The organism is Amycolatopsis sp. NBC_01480, assembly GCF_036227205.1.
Lineage (GTDB): Bacteria > Actinomycetota > Actinomycetes > Mycobacteriales > Pseudonocardiaceae > Amycolatopsis.
The window spans coordinates 6,992,314-7,009,724 of record NZ_CP109442.1; the positions used below are offsets into that span (position 1 = coordinate 6,992,314).

The following is a 17,411-nucleotide window of genomic DNA, read 5'->3' on the forward strand; positions in this document are numbered from 1 at the left end:
GATCAGGATAGTGTTTCGGCACCGTGCTGCCTTTCTGCGGATTGGGGAAGTCCCTCACCCGGCGAAGGACGCTAACACGGATAACGGAATGATCACATTGCTTCCGGTAAGAATATTTACCGTGACCTCCGAATAACGCTCCGGAGTCTATGAAGTCGGGACGGAAACCTTCCTAAGCACGGGTTTTGTGGTGTAACTTGGCTGCCCGTAACCCGTTAGTGATCTGCTGTGTCGCGTGGAGTCTTGTGTGTTTACTGATCTTTCACTCAGCGTCCTCGCGGACTCGCCACATGATCTCGGTGTGCACGAGGTCGCCGCGCTTTCGGCCCGGTTGTCCTTTGCGTTCCTTTGCCTCGGCCTGTCCTGGGGCGTGTTCACCAGTACCGGCTGGCTGGAGCGGCTGACCGGTCGGCAGGCCACTCGCAGTAGTCACCAGGTGCTGGTGACCACGGCGCTCGCCTTCGGGATGCTGCACGCGCTGGCCTTCCTGCTGATGTGGGACCGGCCGTTCTCGCTCGCCGCGCTGACCATCCCGATGTGGTTCGGCGGCTGGGGCGAGGCCGCCGGGGTCGCCGGGCTGGAGCTGATGCTGGCCGTCCTGGTGTCCACCGGGCTGCAGCGGTTCCTGCGCTACCGGCGATGGCTCGCGGTGCACCGGCTGGCCTACCCGGCGGTCGCGCTCTGCGTGGCGCACGCGTTCGTCGGAGCCTGGGTCGACGGCCACCTGGCCGGGTTGTGGCTGGCCGGGCTGCTGTTCGCCGTGCCCGCGGCGCTGACCGCCGTCCTCCGGTTCCTCTCGCCCGGCGTGCTCGCCGGGCTCGGGCTGCTGGAGGCGCGACGGTGACGGGCCGCGTACGGGTCAGCGTCGACAACCACCGGTGCCACCGCTACGGGCTGTGCCAGACCGAAGCGCCCGCTGTGTTCGAGATCGGCCAAGACGGGCGCCTGCGGTACCAGCGCCGTCCGGTGGACAGCGAGCGGGCGCCGGTCCTGATGGCGGCGCGCTGCTGCCCGATGCAGGCCATCACGATCGAGGAGCGGGACGCGTGAGCCGCGAGCGGATCGTCGTCGCCGGGGCCGGGCTGGCGGGCCTGCGGGCCGCCGAACGGTTGCGGGAGCTCGGTTTCGAGGGCGAGCTGGTGATGATCGGCGACGAGCCGCACCGCCCGTACCGCCGGCCCGCGCTGTCGAAGGAGTTCCTGCTCGGCGAGCTCACGGCGCGCGAGCTGGACCTGCGCAGCTACGAGGAGCTCGACGCCGTCTGGCGGCTCGGTGCGCGGGTCGAGGGGCTGGACCCCCGGCGGCGGACCCTCGAACTGCCGGGCGGCGAGCCGATGACCTACGACGGGCTGGTCATCGCCACCGGAGTGCAGGCCCGGCACCCGCCGGGCCTGCCGCTGCACGATCCGCGGGTCCGGGCCTTCCGGACGCTCGAAGACGCGCTGGCCCTGCAGCGTGCGCTGCGCGCGAGCGACCTCCCGGTCCTCGTCCTCGGGGGCGGGTTCATCGCGAGCGAACTGGCGGCGGCCCTGCGCGGCTCGGGCCGCGACGTGGTTTTGGTCTCCCGGTCCCCGGTGCTGATGGGCCCGGCCTTCGGCGACGAGCTCGGCGCCGCGGTGGGCCGGCTCCACGAGTCCCGCGGGGTCCAGCTGGAGCTCGGCACCCAGGTGTCCAACTGGCTGCTGCGGGACTGGGGAGTCGGCGCCCACCTGTCCACCGGAAGGCTGGTCGTCGCGGGCGCGGTGGTGATCGCGAACGGCAGCGTGCCCGCGACCGGGTTCCTGCGCGGCTCGGGCCTGGACGTGACCGACGGGGTGCTCGCGGGACCGGCCTGTCACGTCGACGGTGCCGAGGACGTCGTGGTGGCCGGTGACGTCGCGCGCTGGCCGAACCTGCGGTTCGACGAAGTGCCGCGCCGGATCGAGCACTGGCTCAACGCGGTCGAGATGGGCCGCGCCGCGGCCGACGGCCTGCTCGCGGGGCCGGCGTCCGCGGCCCCGTACTGCCCGGTGCCGCGGTTCTGGTCCGAGCTCTACGGCATTCGCTTCCAGTCCGCCGGCATGCCCGGCCTCGGTGACCACACCATCCCGCTGGGCGGCGACCCGGTGCGGCGCAGCGGGGTGCTGGGCTATCGCGACGACCGCGGGCTGCTCGGGGTGATCGGCCGCGACAGCCCCCGCAAGATGGTGAAGTGGACCAGCCTGCTCCAGCAGGGGCGGCGCCCGCGCGTCCGGCGGCACCCAGCGCGTTCCGCCGGCGTCGCGTGATCCCGGCCCCGGTGTGGCGTTGAGTGCTCCAGCCGGCCAGACCGGGCAGGCCGGGCGTCCGGAAAGACTTCGGCTTCCCGTCCGTTGTGCACGGAGCGGGCGTACTGGTTCCGGCCCGGTGCATTGTGGACAGTCTCGCGCCGGACCGTCCGCCAGGCCGTGGTGCGGGCGGCCGTGACCAGTAGCATCAGCGGCGACCGGTCACGAGAAAAGGGGAGCGATGCCCGCCGAACTGGAGCTGATCCGCGCGGAACTGGCAGCCGACCCGGACAACGCCTGGGCGCGGGAGCTGGGCTACGAGCCGGTGTTCGCGGCGGCGCCGGGCGCGCGGATCGCGCTGATCGGGCAGGCCCCCGGCCGCAAGGCGCAGGAGAGCGGCGTGCCGTGGGACGACGCGAGCGCTGTTGCCAATTCGACCGGAAGCAGGCGGACACGGGCTGCAGCCGATCGGCTTGCCGGAACCGTTTCCGCCGTGGCTGTAGTCGGATTGGCAACGAACTGCACAGTAAGCTGCGTGAGTGGCTCGGCGTGACCGACGAGCAGTTCTACGACCCCGCGCTGTTCGCCATCCTGCCCATGGACTTCTACTTCCCCGGCAAGGGCGCCTCCGGCGATCTGCCGCGCAAGGACTTCGCGCCCCGCTGGCACCCGCGGCTGCTCGGCCGGCTGCCGGACATCGCGTTGACGCTGCCGGTCGGCGGGTACGCGCAGAAGTTCTACCTGGGGGCCTCGGCCGGGACGAACCTGACCGAGACCGTCCGCGCGTACCGGGATTACCTGCCGTCGAAGCTGCCGCTGGTGCACCCGTCACCGCTGAACTTCCGGTGGCAGAAGAAGAATCCGTGGTTCGAGGCCGACGTCGTGCCCGCCTTGCGCGCGAGGGTGCGTGAAGTGCTCGCCTGAGGCGGTCCACTGTCCACTGTCCACTGTGAATAGTGGACAGTGGACGGCATCAGGCGCGGATCGGCCGGTGCAGCTCGTCCCAGGAAGGCACGCGCGGGGCGAAACGCAGTGACAGCCCGGCCTCGGCTGGGGTCCGGTCGCCCTTGCGGGCGTTGCAGCTGCGCGCCGTGCCGCCGCACGCCGCGACCGTGTTGAGCCAGCTGGTGCGCTCGCCGCCGCGGGACAGCGGCAGCACGTGGTCGACCGTGGTGGCGCGGCGGCCGCAGTAGGCGCACTCGTGGCCGTCCCGCTGCAGCACGCCCCGGCGCGACCAGCGCGGCGGGCCGGAGTAGCGCCACTTCATCACCACGTAGCGCACCAGCCGGACGACCTTCGGGCGCGGGAACAGCCCGCCGAAATCGGTGCCGTCGGTCTCGTGGACCACCGCCACGTCGCGCACCAGCATGCGTATCGCGTGGGCGACGGACACGGTGTGCAGGGGCTCGTAGCCGGCATTGAGGACCAGTACTCCCATGGCGACGGGCACCTCCCTTCGGGATTCGGGCGAGCGGGACTCGGGCGGGTGAAAACGAAAAAAGCCGCCCGGCTCGGTTTCCCGACGGGCGGCTCCCTGCGTGCGACGCGCTGGGCACGTCACGGCGGGGAGCCTGGGTTCGCTAGGGCACACAACGGGCAAAGCTCGTCGCACACGAAGGCGCGCGTGCGGCTGCGCGCCTGGTGCATGGCCTTGCCGGGCATCGGGGACTCCTCGTTCGCGGACGTGGTCATCATGACCGACGCCGGACCGGCCCGTCAACGCCGATAACGTTGCGGTTGCCAGGTCAGGCGCTCAGGCGGGGCCGTTGGCATCCATTGTGGACATCTCCGGCGTCAGCGCGGCACCGTGGACAGGAGCAGTGCGAACGCGTCCTCGACGGCAGGCGCCAGCGCCTCCGGGTCCGGCCCGGCGACGGCGCGGCCCGAGCGGACACACGCCAGCGCGAGGTGGGCGGCCACCGTCGCCTCCAGTTCGGGCATGCCCTGGGCCCGCAGCGTGCTGACCATCGCGTCGGCCAGGTTCAGCAGCTTGCGTTCGCTGCGGTCGTGCAGCTCCGGGTTGTCGCTGACGAGCTGCATGTGCAGGCGGTAGCGCTTCGCGTCGGCAGTGATCGCCTCGCAGATCGCGCGGACGGCGGCCCTCGACTGGTCCAGCGCCTCGCGCAAGGTGGGCGGGGTTTCGGCGGGCTCGGCTCGGAGGCTGAGCAGCCAGTCGGTCATCTCCCGCTCATCGGCGAACAGCACCTCCTGCTTGTCGCCGAAGTAGCGGAAGAACGTGGTGCGGCCGACCTCCGCGCGTTCGGCGATCTCCGTGACCGTCACGTCGGCGAAACCGCGCTCGGAGAACAGCGCGAAAGCCGCGTCGACGATGGCCTCCTGAGCTCGCCGGCGTTTGCGCTCACGGAGCGGGGGCAGCGGTGGCATCCGCCCAGGCTAGCCGATCCGGTCCTGGATCCTGTACGGTACTGAGTACCAATTAGTTCTCAGTGCCAGAGGTCGCCGTGGACACGAGCACCGTCCTGATGACGGGAGCGGGCCGGGGGATCGGGCGGGTCGCCGCCGAGCGCATCCTGCGCGCGCGGCCGGACCTGCACCTGCTGGTGACGGCCCGAGGCGACGGGGGCCCGGCGCTCGCCGCCGCATTGGCCGAGGCCACGGGCAATCCGAACGTCTCGGGGTTGTCCTGCGATCTGGCGTCGATGGCGTCGATCCAGCGTGCGGCCGCGGAGGCCGGCGCCCGGCTCGATGCCGGTGATCTGCCGCCGCTGAGCGGTTTCGCCGGCAATGCGGGCATGCAGCTGACCACCCGCACCCGGGCGACCGGGGACGGGATCGAGCCGACGTTCGCGGTCAACGTGCTGGCGAACTACCTGTTCGTCCGGCTGCTGTGGGACCGGTTCACCGTGCCGGGCCGGATCGTCGTGACCGGCAGCGACACGCACTTCGGCGACCTGCGGCACAACCTGGGGCTGGTGCCCGCCCCACGCTGGGAGAGCGTCCGCGAGCTGGCCACGCCGCGCGAGGGGGCGAAGGCGGACACCGCGCGCGAGGGCCGGGCCGCCTACTCGACCAGCAAACTGGCGGTGGCCTACCTGGTGCACGCGCTGGCGCGCCGGCTGCCGGACGGCGTCGACGTGTACAGCTTCAACCCCGGTTACGTGCCGGCCACCGGCTTGTTCCGCGAAGCCGGCCCCGTCGTCCGCTTTCTCTCGCGAACGCTGATGCAGGGCTTCACCGCCACGCCGTTCGCACACTCACCCGTCACGTCCGGCGCCCTGCTCGCGGAGGCCGTCGCCGGGCCCCGCCCGGGCGAGACGGGTGCGTACATCGACCGTGACGCCGTCGTCCCGTCCTCGGCCGAGTCCTACGACCAGGCCCGCGAGGAAGAGCTGTGGGCGACGGCGGCCGAGCTGTGTGCGCTGCCGGTCGAAGTCGCTTGATTTCTTGCCGGGCAAGGGATTCCGTCGTCAGCGGCCGTACAGCTCGGTCAGCAGCGCGACGGCCTCGGGGATGGCCGGGTGCGGGTCGCGGCGGGGCCAGGCCAGGTGCACCGGCACGGGCGCGGCGTCGCGGACGCGGCGGTAGACGATGCCGTCCCGGCGGTACTGCGTGACAGTGGCGTGCGGGGTGATCCCGACGCACCGGCCGGTCGCGATGGCGGCGAGCCAGTCGTCCACATCGTGGGTTTGCTCGACCCGCGGGCGCGCCTCCTCGGGCCACAGGTCGACCGTGGTGGTGCCGGTGCGGCGGTCGATCACCAGCTCGCGCCCGGCGATCTCGGCGAGCGTGACCGTGCGGCGGCGCGCCCACGGGTCGTCGGCCGCCATGGCGCAGTAACGGGCTTCGTAGCCGACGGTGCGGTGGGCGTAGTGGCGCGGATCGACCGCGGTGCGCAGCACGCCGACGTCGCACAGGCCCTCGGCCAGGCCGCTGGTCGGGGTGTTGGTGCGGACCACGAGGAGCTCGACGTCCGGGTGCCGCGCGGCCCAGCGCCGCTGGAACTCGGCGGTGTGGCGGCCCAGCGCCGACCAGGCGTGCCCGACCCGCAGCCGGGTGTGGCCGGTGCTGGCCTCGCGGACCAGTTCGTCGGCTTCGGCGAGCAGGTGCCGGGCGCGCGCGAGGACCTGAACGCCCGCGGTGGTCGGGACGACGCTGCGGCTCGTGCGGTGCAGCACCCGCACGCCGAGCACCCGCTCCAGTGCGAGCAGCGTCCGCGACACCGCGGCCTGCGACACCCCCAGCTCGACCGCCGCGTCGGTGAACGTGCCGGTGTCCACGATCGCGGCCAGGCACCGCAGGTGGCGCAACTCCAGATCCATGCGTTCAGCGTATAGGTGCGTCGTTTCATGCATTTTGCGCATGGACGGCCGGGGCGCACGCTCGAGCCATGACGACAACCGAACGCGCGCCCGCGACGCCGCCGCAGGAGCGCCGCGCCGCCGGGGTGGCGCTGATGCTGGGCAGCGCGCTGGCCAACCAGACCGGTGCGGCGGCCGGGGCCCTGGCGTTCCCGGTGGTCGGCCCCGTCGGCGTGGTGGCGGTGCGGCAGTGGGTGGCCGGCGCCCTGCTGCTGGCCGTCGGACGGCCGCGGCTGCGCTCGTTCACCGCGCGGCAGTGGCGCCCGGTCCTGGCGCTGGCGGCGGTGTTCGGCACGATGAACCTCACGCTGTACTCGGCGATCGACCGCATCGGCCTGGGGCTGGCGGTGACGCTGGAGTTCCTCGGCCCGCTCGCGGTGGCGCTGGCCGGCTCGCGCCGGAAGCCGGACCTGATCTGCGCGCTCGCTGCCGCCGGGGCGGTGGTGGTGCTGGCCCGGCCGCAGCCCACCACGGATTACGTCGGCATCGGCCTGGCGTTGCTGGCCGCGGCCTGCTGGGCCGGCTACATCCTGCTGAACCGGACCGTCGGCCGCCGCCTGCCCGGCGTCCAGGGCACCGCGGCCGCGGCCGGCGCGTCCGCAGTGGTCTATATCCCTGTGGGCTTGCTCGTCTTCGCGCACCACCCGCCGACGGCGGCCGCGCTCGGACAGGCACTTGTCGCGGGGGTGCTTTCCTCGGCCGTCCCGCTCCTGGTCGACCTGCTGGCGCTGCGCCGGGTGCCCGCCGCGTTTTTCGGGGTGTTCATGAGCGTCAACCCGGTGCTGGCGGCGCTGGTCGGTCTGGTCGTGCTCCACCAGCAGCTCGATTTGGCCGCGTGGGTGGCGACCGCGGTGATCGTGGCGGCCAACTCGGTGGTGGCCGCGAGACGAGCGCCGGCGGTGTCATAATCGACACAGTGTTGATTTAACCCGACGTGACGTAGAGTCGGGAACATGACCACTCGAACCTTCCTGATCACCGGTGTCAGCAGCGGCCTCGGCCGGGCCTTCGCGCAGGGGGCGCTGGAGGCCGGGCACACCGTGGTCGGCACCGTCCGCAAGGAGGCCGACCTCGCGGCCTTCGAGGCGCTCGCCCCGGGCCGGGCCCACGCGCGGCAGCTCGACGTCACCGACGACCACGCGGTGCCGGCCGTGGTGGGCGAGGTCGAGCGGACCGTCGGGCCGATCGACGTGCTGATCGCGAACGCCGGGTACGGCCACGAAGGCGTGTTCGAGGAGTCGCCGATCTCCGAACTGCGCGCGCAGTTCGACGCCAACGTGTTCGGCGTCGCCTCGACCGTGCAGGCGGTGCTGCCGTCCATGCGGAAACGGCGCTCGGGGCACATCTTCGCGGTCAGCTCCATGGGCGGGCTGATGACCGTGCCGGGGCTGGCCTACTACTGCGGCAGCAAGTACGCGGTCGAGGGCATGCTGGAAACCGTCGCCAAGGAGGTGGCCGGGTTCGGCGTGCACGTCACGATCCTCGAGCCCGGCTCGTTCCGCACCGACTGGGCGGGCCGCTCCATGGTCCGCAGTGAACGGTCCATTGTGGATTACGACGAGCTCTTCGAGCCCATCCGCGCGGCCCGGCAGGCCGCGAGCGGCCACCAGCTGGGCGATCCGGCGAAGGCCGCCGAGGCGGTGCTGCAGGTGATCGAGTCGGAGCAGCCGCCGGTGCACCTGGTGCTGGGTTCGGACGCGCTGCGCCTGGTCGCGGCCGGCCGCTCGGCCGTCGAAGCCGATTTGCGGGATTGGGAGGGCCTTTCGCGCTCGACGGACTTCCCGGACGGCCACGAGATCGCGTCGAACCGGCCGTGACCGGGCCGGGGAAACGGCGCTCGACACCGACCAAGGGGGACCGCCGGGAGCAGGCGATCCTCGACGCGGCCGAGGCGCTGCTGGAGTACGAGAGCGTCGAGCTGATGACGGTGGAGACGATCGCCAAGGGGGCCGGGATTTCGCGTGCCTCCCTGTATTTCTACTTCGGCTCCAAGCACGAGGTGCTCGCGGCGTTGGTGGCGCGCACGGTTGCCGTGCTGCGTGAAGACGCGCTCGGCGCGGCCGGCGACACCGTCTCCAGTCCGGAAGAGACGGTCCGCGAAGCCGTGCGGCGCACCGCGAAACAGTGGCGTGAGCACGGTTTGGTGATGCGCGCGGCGGTGGACTTTTCCGCCGCGGTTCCGGAAATCGCCGAGCTGTGGCAGGGCACGGTCGCCTCCTACGCCGAGGCGATGGCTCGCGTCATGGTGCGTGGCGGAGTTCCGGACGAGAAAGGCCCCGAAGGCGCGGCCGCGTTGGCGCGCGGCCTCTGCTGGATGACCGAGCGAACGTTCTACTGGGCCTCGGCCCGTCCGCGCGACCTCCGCGCGGCGACCGAGACCTGCGCCCAGATCTGGCTGCGGGTGCTGGCTTCCGCCGAAAGGGACTGAACAACGGGGAAATGTGTCCGTTCAGCCCTACTTTCGTGCTGGGAAAAGCTACTGTGCCGGTAGATACCAAACCGACCGGAAGTAAGCACCTGGGGCAGGTCTGTCGCCGTTGCCGGTCGGCTTACTTCCGGTCTTTTTGGTAATACGTATTAGCGTCTTGCCTTTGTCTCGCGTGGCTGCCTAACGTCGTGGCCACGCCGGACGAAGGAGTTCACCGATGGTCTTGTCGCGACGCGGGATGCTGTTCGGGACCGTGGGGCTGGGCGCCACGCTGGGGCTCGGGTTGACGCTGCCTGGCGGGGTCGCCGCCGCTTCCGTCGCTCCGCCGGCCGGGCCGTTCCCGGCTCTGCCGCCGCTGCCCGCCGGGGCCCCGGTGCGCAAGCTGTTCAGCCCGCTGGAGCAGCGTTTCGGGCCGTACCTGGCGATTCTGCCCGGCATGGTGAACGACATCGAGGTGACCGACCCCGCGACGCTCGGCTATATGGGCGGCGGCTGGTGGCGCACACCGAGCGTGCCGACGAACGCGCGGGTGCAGGAGCACGTGTTCACGCTGAGCTGGTTCCACGCGAACGCGCGCTCATGGAACCCGTACTCCGGCAACGCGGCGTTGCTGAAACGGCTTGACGCGGCCATCGCGCATTACCTGAACCTGCAGCACGCCGACGGGTCGTGGCCCGAGTACAGCGTGACCGAGCAGTCCAAGGCCGCCACCGGGTTCGGCCTCGGTTACCTCGCCAAGACGCTGGCCAACCTGCGCCAGGCGAACGCGCTGCCGACGCGCCGCGGTCAGATCGGCACCGCGCTGCACCAGGGCATGACCTGGTTCCTCGACCCGGCCAACCCGATCTGGGAATCGCCGATCCACTACGCCAACCAGAACACGTCCGGCCTCGCCAGTTCCACCCGCGCGTTGCAGCTGAACCCGGACGCGGCGATGCAGGCGAAACTGGCCGGCCGCATCGCCTATCTCGCGGCGCACGGGCAGAGCCCGGCCGGGTTCTTCTACGAGCCGACCGGGATGGACATCAACTACAACTTCGAGGTGATGATCCCGGAGCTGGCCGAGATCTACGTGCTCACCGGGGACAAGACCGTGCTCTCGATGGCTTCGAAGTTCGCGAGCTGGTTCGGCTACAACGTCGTGCGCGAGCCGGACGGCACCGGTTCGCTGACCTACGTCGGCATGTCCGCGCGCACCACGGTGACCGGCTACGACAACGTGATCCCCGACCCGGACCGGACCAACCTCGGCTCGTTTTTCGTCCCGGAGGTCCCCGCGCTGGCCCCGTTCTTCACCTCGGCCGAGGACCGCGCCGCGACGAGGGCGGAGTGGGCGGCCGCGTCCGGCCCGGCGCCGGGACTGGCCAAACAGGACACTTCGCCGCGCATTCTCGCGCACGCGCCGTACGGGGAGTCGTTGCCCTCCAAGGCGGCCAAACAGGCGGCGATCGCCCAACTGCCCTACCTGGCGAGCACGGACTTCGCGGTGCAGCGCCGGGACGACCTGACGAACCAGGCCTACACCTTCATCCGGCGGCCGGCGCTGTACCTCGCCGCGTTCTTGGGCACCCGTCCGTCTTCGGAGGTGCGCGGCTCGGCCGGGCTGCTCTGGCACCCGGCCGCGGGCACGCTCGTGCAGAGCCAGCAGGACGACACGCAGTGCTGGGCGAGCCTGCTGCCCAACGGGAATCCGGACGCGCGCAGCAACCTCGACGCCACCTACCAGGTCGGCGGCCGGGCCTGGGACGGGCAGCGGATCGTGCCCGGCAGCGCGCCGGTGGTGGTGGACTACGCCCTGCCGGACGGCCGGATCCACACCACGCTGACCGTCACGCCGAACACCGTCACCCGCGCGGTGCAGGGGACCAGCGCGCTCACCGAGCAGGTCCCGCTGGTGCTCAAGCCGGCCGACACGGTGTCCTTTTCGGACGGAACCCCGATCGGCTACGGCCGGAACTCCGCCGCGACCGCGACCGGCCTGACCATCCACCGCGGCAGCCAGGCGATCACCATCAGCTGGGGGACCGCCCTCGCCGCCTCGGTCACGGCGACCGCGGTCAACATCCTCTCCACCGGCGGCCGCCGTATCCACGTGCTGCGCGTCCCGCACGGCGGCACGCTCAGCACCGTGATCACCCTGCCCTGACCCGGCCCGCCGGCCCGCCGGCCGCCGCCCGCCGCCCGCCGCGGGCTATGCGGGCGGAAACAGCGGGGCCCGGCCCAGCGGCGTCAGCGGATGGCGGCGCGGTAGGAGTGGGTGCCCGGTGTCGCGGGGTGGGCCAGCCGTGCGCGGCTCCCGTTCAAGGGCTCGTGAGTGTTTATGACGGTTCTAGCCGTCATAAACACTCACGAGTCTACTCAGGCCGCGCCGGTGATCTGCTCGTTCAGGTAGAGGAACGTGCCGATGCCGTGGAAGTCGTTGGTGGCCCGGGGCCGCGCGAGGTAGAACGGCGCGTCGCCGACGTTCGTGCCGACGCCGATCTGGGTGATCTGCGTGGCGCCGCCGTCGGCGATCGAGACGCGGTCGCGCACGCCGGCGTACCCGGCGTCCACTACCGGCTGGTAGTCCTTGCCGAGGTAGCCGCGCTGGATCCCGCGGGAAAGCGTGTAGGTGAACAGGCTCGAGCACGAGGTCTCGGTCCAGTTGCCGGCCAGAGTCGGCTTGACCGGCAGCTGAAACCACCGGCCGGTCGCGGGGTCCTGCCACTTGCGGAAACCGTCGGCGAGGTAACGCACGATGCCGGCCAGCGCGCCGCGGTCCGGCGCGGTCTGGGGGAGCGCGTCGAGTACATCGACGGTCGCCGCGCCGAACCAGCCGACCGCCCGGCACCACACTTCGGGGGAGTTGCCCGTGGCCGGATCGGACCAGCTCGCTTTATGCGTTTCGTCGTAGGCGTGATACAGCAGGCCGCCGGGATTACGCAAGTGACTGAAGTAGGTAAGCAGTTGCTTTGCCGCTTGCGTGGTGCCGAAGGAATCGCCGGTGTCCGCGCCGTAGTGCGCGAGGAATGGGGTGAGCATGAACGCGCCGTCGGCCCAGAGCTGCCCGGTCAGGCCGGTGTTGTGGATGAACCCGCCGTCCGAGGTCTTCGGGTAGCTGTCCAGTCGCGTGCGGATGCGCTGCGCGGCCAGCGAATAACGCGGGTCGCCGGTCTGCTGCGCGAGGATCAGGAAGACGTTGCCGGCGAGCATGCTGTCGAGATCGTTGTAGGCGTTGCCGGTGCTGCCGTCCGGCTTGACCTTCGCGGCGCCCCAGTCCTCGATGTAGTCCACGTAGCGGGAGTCGTGGGTGCGCTGGTAAACGCGGTACAGGCCGAGCAGGAACAGGGCGTCGGTGTAGCCCAGTCCCAGCGAGGCGGCGGGATGCGCGCCGATCGTCGAATCCGCGACGGCGCGGGAGAGGTCGGCGCGGGTCGCGGCCGAGGCCGCCACCGGCGCCTGAAGCAGGCCGACGGCGACGAGAATGGTGCACAGTAAACGGAAAACGGTACGGGTCGCCAAGGGGAACCAGCTCCTTTGCCGGGGTACTGCGGTGATCTTCGGCGGGATTCGCCGAAACGGTCAACCGCCCGCCGGGGAAAAGAACCGGACAGAAAACGGGACTGATATATCGATGGGGGCGCCGTTTTCATTGACTTCCCCGGCCGCGGGCCGCTTCCCTGTTCGTGGTGCCCTGGTCGCGGGGCGCCTCGCTTCGGCTGGAGGAGCCCACCATGGTCCTGGCCCGGATCGCCCGACTGTCCGCGGTCCTCTTGCTGGCCCTCGCGGCGCTGATCGTCCCGGCCGCGACGGCCACGGCCGTCACCGCCACCGATGTCTCGGTGAACGGGACGGCGACCGGCCGGACCTTCGACGGCCTCGGCGCGATCAGCGGGGGCGGCGGCAATTCCCGGCTGCTGCGCGACTACCCGCCGGAGCAGCAGGCGCAGCTGCTCGATTACCTGTTCAAGCCTGGTTACGGCGCCGCGGTGCAGCTGCTGAAGCTGGAGATCGGCGGCGACGCGAACTCCACCGACGGCGCCGAGCCCAGCCACGAGCACGTGCGCGGCCAGGTGAACTGCGACGCCGGCTACGAGTTCTGGCTGGGGGAGCAGGCGGTCGCGCGCAACCCGGGGATCAAGCTGGTCGCGCTGCCGTGGGCCGCGCCCGGCTGGATCGGCGGCGGGAACTTCTGGTCCCAGGACATGATCGACTACGACATCTCCTGGCTCGGCTGCGCCAAGCAGCACGGGCTGACCATCAGCTACCTCGGCGGCTGGAACGAAAAGGGCCACAACACCGCCTGGTACAAGGATTTGCGCACCTCGCTCGACGCCAACGGCTACGGCTCGGTGCAGATCGTCGGCGACGACACCGACTGGGGGACCGCCGACGACATGCTGTCCGACCCGGCCTTCGGCAAGGCGGTCGGCGTGGTCGGCGCGCACTACCCGTGCGGCTACCTGTCCGACGCGACCTCGTGCGCGTCCAGCGCGAACGCGGTCGCGACCGGGAAACCGCTGTGGGCCAGCGAGTTCGGCTCCCAGGACCAGGACTCCGGCGCGCAGCCGCTGATCCGCAGCGTCACCCGCGGCTACCTCGACGGGCAGATGACCGGCTTCATGAACTGGCCGATCATCGCGTCGCTGTACCCGAACCTGCCGTTCGACACCGTCGGCCTGGCGACGGCGAACTCGCCGTGGTCGGGCTCCTACCAGCTGGGCAAGAACCTGTGGGCCACCGCGCAGGTCACGCAGTTCACCCAGCCCGGCTGGAAGTTCCTCACCGGCTCCGCGAGCGGCTACCTCGGCGGCGACCGCGCGAACGGCAGCTACATCAGCCTGAAGCCGGGCAACGGCACGGATTACTCGACGATCTACGAGACGACCAGCGCCACCAGCGCGCAGACCGTGAACGTCAAGGTCTCCGGCGGGCTGGGCACCGGCGCAGTGCACGTGTGGTCGAGCGACCTCGGTTCGAGCAACCAGGCGGACTACTTCGTCAAGCAGGCCGACGTGACCCCGCAGAACGGCTCGTACTCGCTGACGCTGCAGCCCGGCCGGGTCTACTCGGTCACCACCACGACCGGGCAGGGCAAGGGCACCGCGACCGCGCCGCCCGTGCACGGCCTGCCCCTGCCGTACGCCGACAATTTCGACGGCTACCCCACCGGCACCGAGGCGAAGTACTTCTCCGACATGCAGGGCGCCTTCGAATCCCGCCCCTGCGTCGACGGCCGCAGCGGGCAGTGCCTGCAGCAGGTCGCGCCGGTCAAGCCGATCGAATGGCAGGGCGACAGCGACGCGTACGGCCTGATCGGCGATCTGAACTGGCGGGACTACAGCGTCGCGGTCGACGTGGACCTGCGGCAGTCCGGCACCGTCACCCTGCTGGGCCGGGCGAACACCCAGAACCGGCCGCAGAGCCGTCAGGCCGCCTACCAGCTGCGCCTGGACGAGCGGGGCGCCTGGTCGATCGCGAAGAACGACAGCAACGGCCAGCTGACCACCCTGGCTTCGGGCACGGCCGCCGCGCCGGGGCTGAACTCGTGGCACCGCGTCGGCCTCAGTTTTTCCGGCGACGACATCACCGCGACGCTCGACGGCGCCACGCTCGGCACCGCCGCGGACAGCTCGTTCCCCGCGGGCCAGGCCGGGTTCGGCGTCGTCGGTTACCAGACCGACCTGTTCGACAACCTGTCGCTGGCCGCGGCCCCGCCCGGCAACCACAGTGGTGTCCTCAAAGGACTGGAGTCCGGGATCTGCGCGGACGTGCCGAAGGTGAGCGACCAGAACGGCACCGCGATCGCGCTGTGGGACTGCAACGGCGGCGTGAACCAGCAGTGGACGGCCACCCCGGCCGGGCAGCTGATGGTGTACGGCACCAAATGCCTCGACGGGACCGACCCCGCGGCCGCCCAGATCCAGGACTGCACCGGCGCGGCCGCGCAGAAGTGGGACCTGAAAGCCGACGGCACCGTGGTGAACGGCGGCTCGGGCCAGTGCCTGACCGCGTCCGGCACCGCGCCGGCCGACGGCCTGGGCACGGCGTCGTGCACCGGCGCCCCGAACCAGGGCTGGTCCCGCAGCCCGGCGCCGAGCATGCTCCAGGGCCAGGCGTCCGGCCGCTGCGCGGACGTGCCCGCGGGCGACTCGACCCCCGGCACCCGCCCGACATTGTGGGACTGCCACAACGGCAGCAACCAGGAATGGACGTCCACCGCGACCAACCAGCTGACCGTGTTCGAAAACCGGTGCCTCGACGTGGTCGGCGGCGGCACGGCCGACGGCACCCCGCTGCAGATCAGCGAGTGCACCGGCAGCGCGGCCCAGCAGTGGCGGGTCCGCTCGGACGGCGCCGTGGTGAACGTCGCGTCGGGCCAATGCCTGGACGCCGCGGGCGGCGGCACCGCGGACAGCACCCCGCTGGTGGTTTCCGGCTGCACCGGATCAGCGAGCCAGAAGTGGGCGCGCGTCTGAGCTGTTTCGTAACGCCGGGGGACCGGCGAGCGACCGCGTCGGCAAAGGGCTTGGCACAGCCGATCCGGCGGGAGTCGAACGATGGCGGACAACGAGCAGTCAGCGAACTACGAGACGGCGCCGCTGAACCTGGACGAGACCCTCAACCAGGGCACGACCTACAACCCCGGCGTCCCGGTCATCCGCACCGGGACGGTGCCCGATCCCACTGAACCGGAGCCCGCGGCCCCGGCCGCGAATCCGGAGCCGAAGCCGGAGACGAGCGGCGCGTAACCATGGTGCCCTCGACCTCCGGTGGCCTGGTCGGGCTCCTGCTGGTGCTGGCGCCGGGGATCTGGTACGAGCTGATCCGCCAGCGCTCCCGCCCGGGGCGAGGGGATTCCACCTTCGTGGAGGTTTCCCGCATCCTGCTGGCGGGGGTGCTCGTGAGCCTGACCGTGCTGATCCTGCTCGGCGGCTTCCGCACCATCGACCCGCGGCTGCTCGCCGACCCGCAGGCGCTGCTGTCCCAGCCGGGGTATCTGGCCGGGCACCTCGGCCTCCTGACCTGGACGTTGGCCTGCTTCCTGGTCCTCGCCATGACGATCCCCGCCGTGTGGCTGTACACCACGCCCGGGCGGAACGCGCACGCGGAGATCCGGCAGGAAAGCCTCTGGGTCTCCTACTTCGACCGGATACCGCGGCAGGACGCGCACGAGAAAGGCTTGCCACCGCCCGAATTCACCTACCTGCAGGTGCGCATGGCCAGCGGCGTGCTCTACCGCGGGCGCCTCGCCGCCTACGACAACGGCCTCGGCCTCGACGACCGGGAGCTGACTCTGAGCCAGCCGAATCTGATCACCAAGCCGGTCGGTGAACCCTGGTCGTCGCTGGCGCCGGACGGGTGGAGCGTGGTGATCATCCGGGGCACCGAGATCAAGGACCTCTGGGTCCTCAACTACGCCCCGGACGACGGTCCCGCTCCGGCCCGGCGCCGCCGGGTGCCGCGGATCCCGGCCCACTGGCGGCTGGTGGTCCTGCTGGCCCTGGAACTCCTGGCGCTGGGCCAGCTGGCAGTCCTCGGCCGATGAGCGCAAAACCCTGACCGCGCCGCAAATTCGCTGCTCAGCCCGTGAGCCAACGGCCGCCCTGACCGGCGGGCCGGCCCCGGACGGCACCCGCCTGCTGAGCGAGGGGAGCGCCGCGGCGATGGCCGCGTTCCAGGCCGACCTGCCCGACAAACACGCGCTGGGCGATTCGTGGGGCCTCGGCTGGATCCGGTACGACTGGGCCGGCCACCGGCTGATCGGGCACGACGGCAACACCATCGGCCAGTCGGCGTTCCTGCGGCTGCTGCCGGAGCAGGGCCTCGCCGTCGCGCTGCTCACCAACGGCGGCAGCCCCCGCGACCTTTACCAGGACCTCTACTGCGAGGTCTTCGCCGAACTGGCGGACGTCGAAATGCCGTTGCCGCTCACGCCGCCCGCGGAGCCGGTGACCGTTGACTTCGAACCGTTTCTGGGCACGTACGAGCGGGCCGGTGCGCTGGTGGCGGTGTTCCGCGGCGAGGACGGGGCGCGGCTGCGCCACACGGTCACCGGCGCGCTTGCCGAAATGCTGCCGGAAAAGGTGCAGGAATACGCGCTGGTGGCGGTCGAATCGGGTTTGTTCGTGGTCCGGTCCACGGTGGGCCGGGGCTGGCTCCCGGTCACCTTCTACGCCTTGGCCACCGGCGAGGAGTACCTCCACTTCGGCGGCCGCGCGACTCCGAAGGTCCATTAGCCCGCCCCGTGTACGCCTTGGAGGCCTTGTCACGTTTGCTCTAAAGAGTGATTTCGGTGGACACTTTCAGTGAGTGAACGTGGCACCTCGTAGTGACTTTCGGTCACTGTCGGTCAAAGCGAGCCTGTGACCACCGGGTATCCGCAGGTCCGGCGGCAAATCCCTAGTGCCCCTAATCGGCCGGGTGCCGAAGCCCCCT

17 protein-coding genes and 1 pseudogene are annotated in these 17,411 nt (G+C 71.1%); 14 read left to right on the plus strand and 4 right to left on the minus strand.

What is annotated here, in order from left to right:
- Positions 1-301: 301 nt before the first annotated feature.
- The 5 genes from OG371_RS33330 to OG371_RS33350 all read left to right on the plus strand — a co-directional run bounded on the left by OG371_RS33330 (position 302) and on the right by OG371_RS33350 (position 3,170).
- Positions 302-844, plus strand: coding sequence for a ferric reductase-like transmembrane domain-containing protein (locus OG371_RS33330; protein ID WP_329059598.1), 543 nt, complete (start codon positions 302-304; stop codon positions 842-844).
- Positions 841-1,050, plus strand: a complete 210-nt coding sequence (locus OG371_RS33335) for a ferredoxin (protein WP_329059599.1) — start codon at positions 841-843, stop codon at positions 1,048-1,050. Before OG371_RS33330 ends, OG371_RS33335 begins: the two co-directional genes overlap by 4 nt.
- Positions 1,047-2,267: an NAD(P)/FAD-dependent oxidoreductase gene (locus OG371_RS33340; protein WP_329059600.1), complete on the plus strand. Its 1,221-nt coding sequence runs from the start codon at positions 1,047-1,049 to the stop codon at positions 2,265-2,267. The genes OG371_RS33335 and OG371_RS33340 overlap by 4 nt, the downstream gene beginning before the upstream one ends.
- A 220-nt stretch (positions 2,268-2,487) precedes the next feature.
- The gene (locus tag OG371_RS33345; protein ID WP_329059601.1) at positions 2,488-2,799 is read left to right on the plus strand and encodes a hypothetical protein; all 312 of its coding nucleotides are present in this window, start codon (positions 2,488-2,490) and stop codon (positions 2,797-2,799) included.
- Positions 2,796-3,170 (plus strand): uracil-DNA glycosylase family protein, encoded by a 375-nt coding sequence (locus OG371_RS33350; protein WP_329059603.1) that lies wholly within the window; start codon positions 2,796-2,798, stop codon positions 3,168-3,170. The genes OG371_RS33345 and OG371_RS33350 overlap by 4 nt, the downstream gene beginning before the upstream one ends.
- 49 nt (positions 3,171-3,219) lie before the next feature.
- Here OG371_RS33350 and OG371_RS33355 read toward each other — a convergent pair whose 3' ends face one another.
- Positions 3,220-3,684 carry an HNH endonuclease gene (locus OG371_RS33355; protein ID WP_329059604.1) on the minus strand — a complete coding sequence of 155 codons (465 nt, stop codon included), beginning with the start codon at positions 3,682-3,684 and terminating at the stop codon, positions 3,220-3,222.
- Positions 3,685-4,040: 356 nt separating this feature from the next.
- The gene (locus tag OG371_RS33360; RefSeq protein WP_329059606.1) at positions 4,041-4,631 is read right to left on the minus strand and encodes a TetR/AcrR family transcriptional regulator; all 591 of its coding nucleotides are present in this window, start codon (positions 4,629-4,631) and stop codon (positions 4,041-4,043) included.
- Positions 4,632-4,708: 77 nt separating this feature from the next.
- Here OG371_RS33360 and OG371_RS33365 point away from each other — a divergent pair, with 77 nt between their 5' ends.
- Positions 4,709-5,647, plus strand: a complete 939-nt coding sequence (locus OG371_RS33365; RefSeq protein ID WP_329059608.1) for an SDR family NAD(P)-dependent oxidoreductase — start codon at positions 4,709-4,711, stop codon at positions 5,645-5,647.
- A gap of 27 nt (positions 5,648-5,674) precedes the next feature.
- Here OG371_RS33365 and OG371_RS33370 read toward each other — a convergent pair whose 3' ends face one another.
- Complete coding sequence (locus OG371_RS33370; RefSeq protein ID WP_329059610.1) at positions 5,675-6,526, minus strand: LysR family transcriptional regulator; 852 nt, start codon at positions 6,524-6,526, stop codon at positions 5,675-5,677.
- A 68-nt stretch (positions 6,527-6,594) separates the two neighbouring features.
- Between OG371_RS33370 and OG371_RS33375 the strand changes: the two genes are divergently transcribed.
- From OG371_RS33375 to OG371_RS33390, 4 genes are all read left to right on the plus strand, one after another.
- Positions 6,595-7,473, plus strand: a complete 879-nt coding sequence (locus OG371_RS33375; RefSeq protein WP_329059611.1) for an EamA family transporter — start codon at positions 6,595-6,597, stop codon at positions 7,471-7,473.
- Positions 7,474-7,518: 45 nt separating this feature from the next.
- Positions 7,519-8,382, plus strand: coding sequence for an oxidoreductase (locus OG371_RS33380; RefSeq protein ID WP_329059612.1), 864 nt, complete (start codon positions 7,519-7,521; stop codon positions 8,380-8,382).
- Complete coding sequence (locus OG371_RS33385) at positions 8,379-8,993, plus strand: TetR/AcrR family transcriptional regulator (protein WP_329059613.1); 615 nt, start codon at positions 8,379-8,381, stop codon at positions 8,991-8,993. Before OG371_RS33380 ends, OG371_RS33385 begins: the two co-directional genes overlap by 4 nt.
- A 217-nt stretch (positions 8,994-9,210) precedes the next feature.
- The gene (locus OG371_RS33390) at positions 9,211-11,139 is read left to right on the plus strand and encodes a hypothetical protein (protein WP_329059614.1); all 1,929 of its coding nucleotides are present in this window, start codon (positions 9,211-9,213) and stop codon (positions 11,137-11,139) included.
- Positions 11,140-11,351: 212 nt separating this feature from the next.
- Here the strand turns inward: OG371_RS33390 and OG371_RS33395 are convergent, their stop codons facing one another.
- Positions 11,352-12,494: a glycoside hydrolase family 88/105 protein gene (locus OG371_RS33395; protein WP_329059615.1), complete on the minus strand. Its 1,143-nt coding sequence runs from the start codon at positions 12,492-12,494 to the stop codon at positions 11,352-11,354.
- Between the two features lie 212 nt (positions 12,495-12,706).
- Here OG371_RS33395 and OG371_RS33400 point away from each other — a divergent pair, with 212 nt between their 5' ends.
- The 4 genes and pseudogenes from OG371_RS33400 to OG371_RS33415 form a co-directional block, all read left to right on the plus strand.
- Positions 12,707-15,451: a ricin-type beta-trefoil lectin domain protein gene (locus OG371_RS33400; protein WP_329059618.1), complete on the plus strand. Its 2,745-nt coding sequence runs from the start codon at positions 12,707-12,709 to the stop codon at positions 15,449-15,451.
- Between the two features lie 81 nt (positions 15,452-15,532).
- Positions 15,533-15,724 (plus strand): hypothetical protein, encoded by a 192-nt coding sequence (locus OG371_RS33405; RefSeq protein ID WP_329059619.1) that lies wholly within the window; start codon positions 15,533-15,535, stop codon positions 15,722-15,724.
- Positions 15,725-15,726: 2 nt separating this feature from the next.
- The gene (locus tag OG371_RS33410) at positions 15,727-16,521 is read left to right on the plus strand and encodes a DUF6338 family protein (protein WP_329059621.1); all 795 of its coding nucleotides are present in this window, start codon (positions 15,727-15,729) and stop codon (positions 16,519-16,521) included.
- Positions 16,475-17,212, plus strand: a pseudogene (locus OG371_RS33415) (serine hydrolase); the annotation flags it as partial. The gene OG371_RS33410 and the pseudogene OG371_RS33415, both read left to right, overlap by 47 nt.
- Positions 17,213-17,411: the final 199 nt, after the last annotated feature.

Excerpts from the sequence above, each read along its gene's own strand:
- OG371_RS33345 (WP_329059601.1), top strand. The coding sequence starts at position 2,488 with ATGCCCGCCGAACTGGAGCTGATCCGCGCGGAACTGGCAGCCGACCCG.
- OG371_RS33355 (WP_329059604.1), bottom strand. The coding sequence starts at position 3,684 with ATGGGAGTACTGGTCCTCAATGCCGGCTACGAGCCCCTGCACACCGTG.
- OG371_RS33360 (WP_329059606.1), bottom strand. The coding sequence starts at position 4,631 with ATGCCACCGCTGCCCCCGCTCCGTGAGCGCAAACGCCGGCGAGCTCAG.
- OG371_RS33370 (WP_329059610.1), bottom strand. The coding sequence starts at position 6,526 with ATGGATCTGGAGTTGCGCCACCTGCGGTGCCTGGCCGCGATCGTGGAC.
- OG371_RS33375 (WP_329059611.1), top strand. The coding sequence starts at position 6,595 with ATGACGACAACCGAACGCGCGCCCGCGACGCCGCCGCAGGAGCGCCGC.
- OG371_RS33380 (WP_329059612.1), top strand. The coding sequence starts at position 7,519 with ATGACCACTCGAACCTTCCTGATCACCGGTGTCAGCAGCGGCCTCGGC.
- OG371_RS33390 (WP_329059614.1), top strand. The coding sequence starts at position 9,211 with ATGGTCTTGTCGCGACGCGGGATGCTGTTCGGGACCGTGGGGCTGGGC.
- OG371_RS33400 (WP_329059618.1), top strand. The coding sequence starts at position 12,707 with ATGGTCCTGGCCCGGATCGCCCGACTGTCCGCGGTCCTCTTGCTGGCC.
- OG371_RS33405 (WP_329059619.1), top strand. The coding sequence starts at position 15,533 with ATGGCGGACAACGAGCAGTCAGCGAACTACGAGACGGCGCCGCTGAAC.
- OG371_RS33410 (WP_329059621.1), top strand. The coding sequence starts at position 15,727 with ATGGTGCCCTCGACCTCCGGTGGCCTGGTCGGGCTCCTGCTGGTGCTG.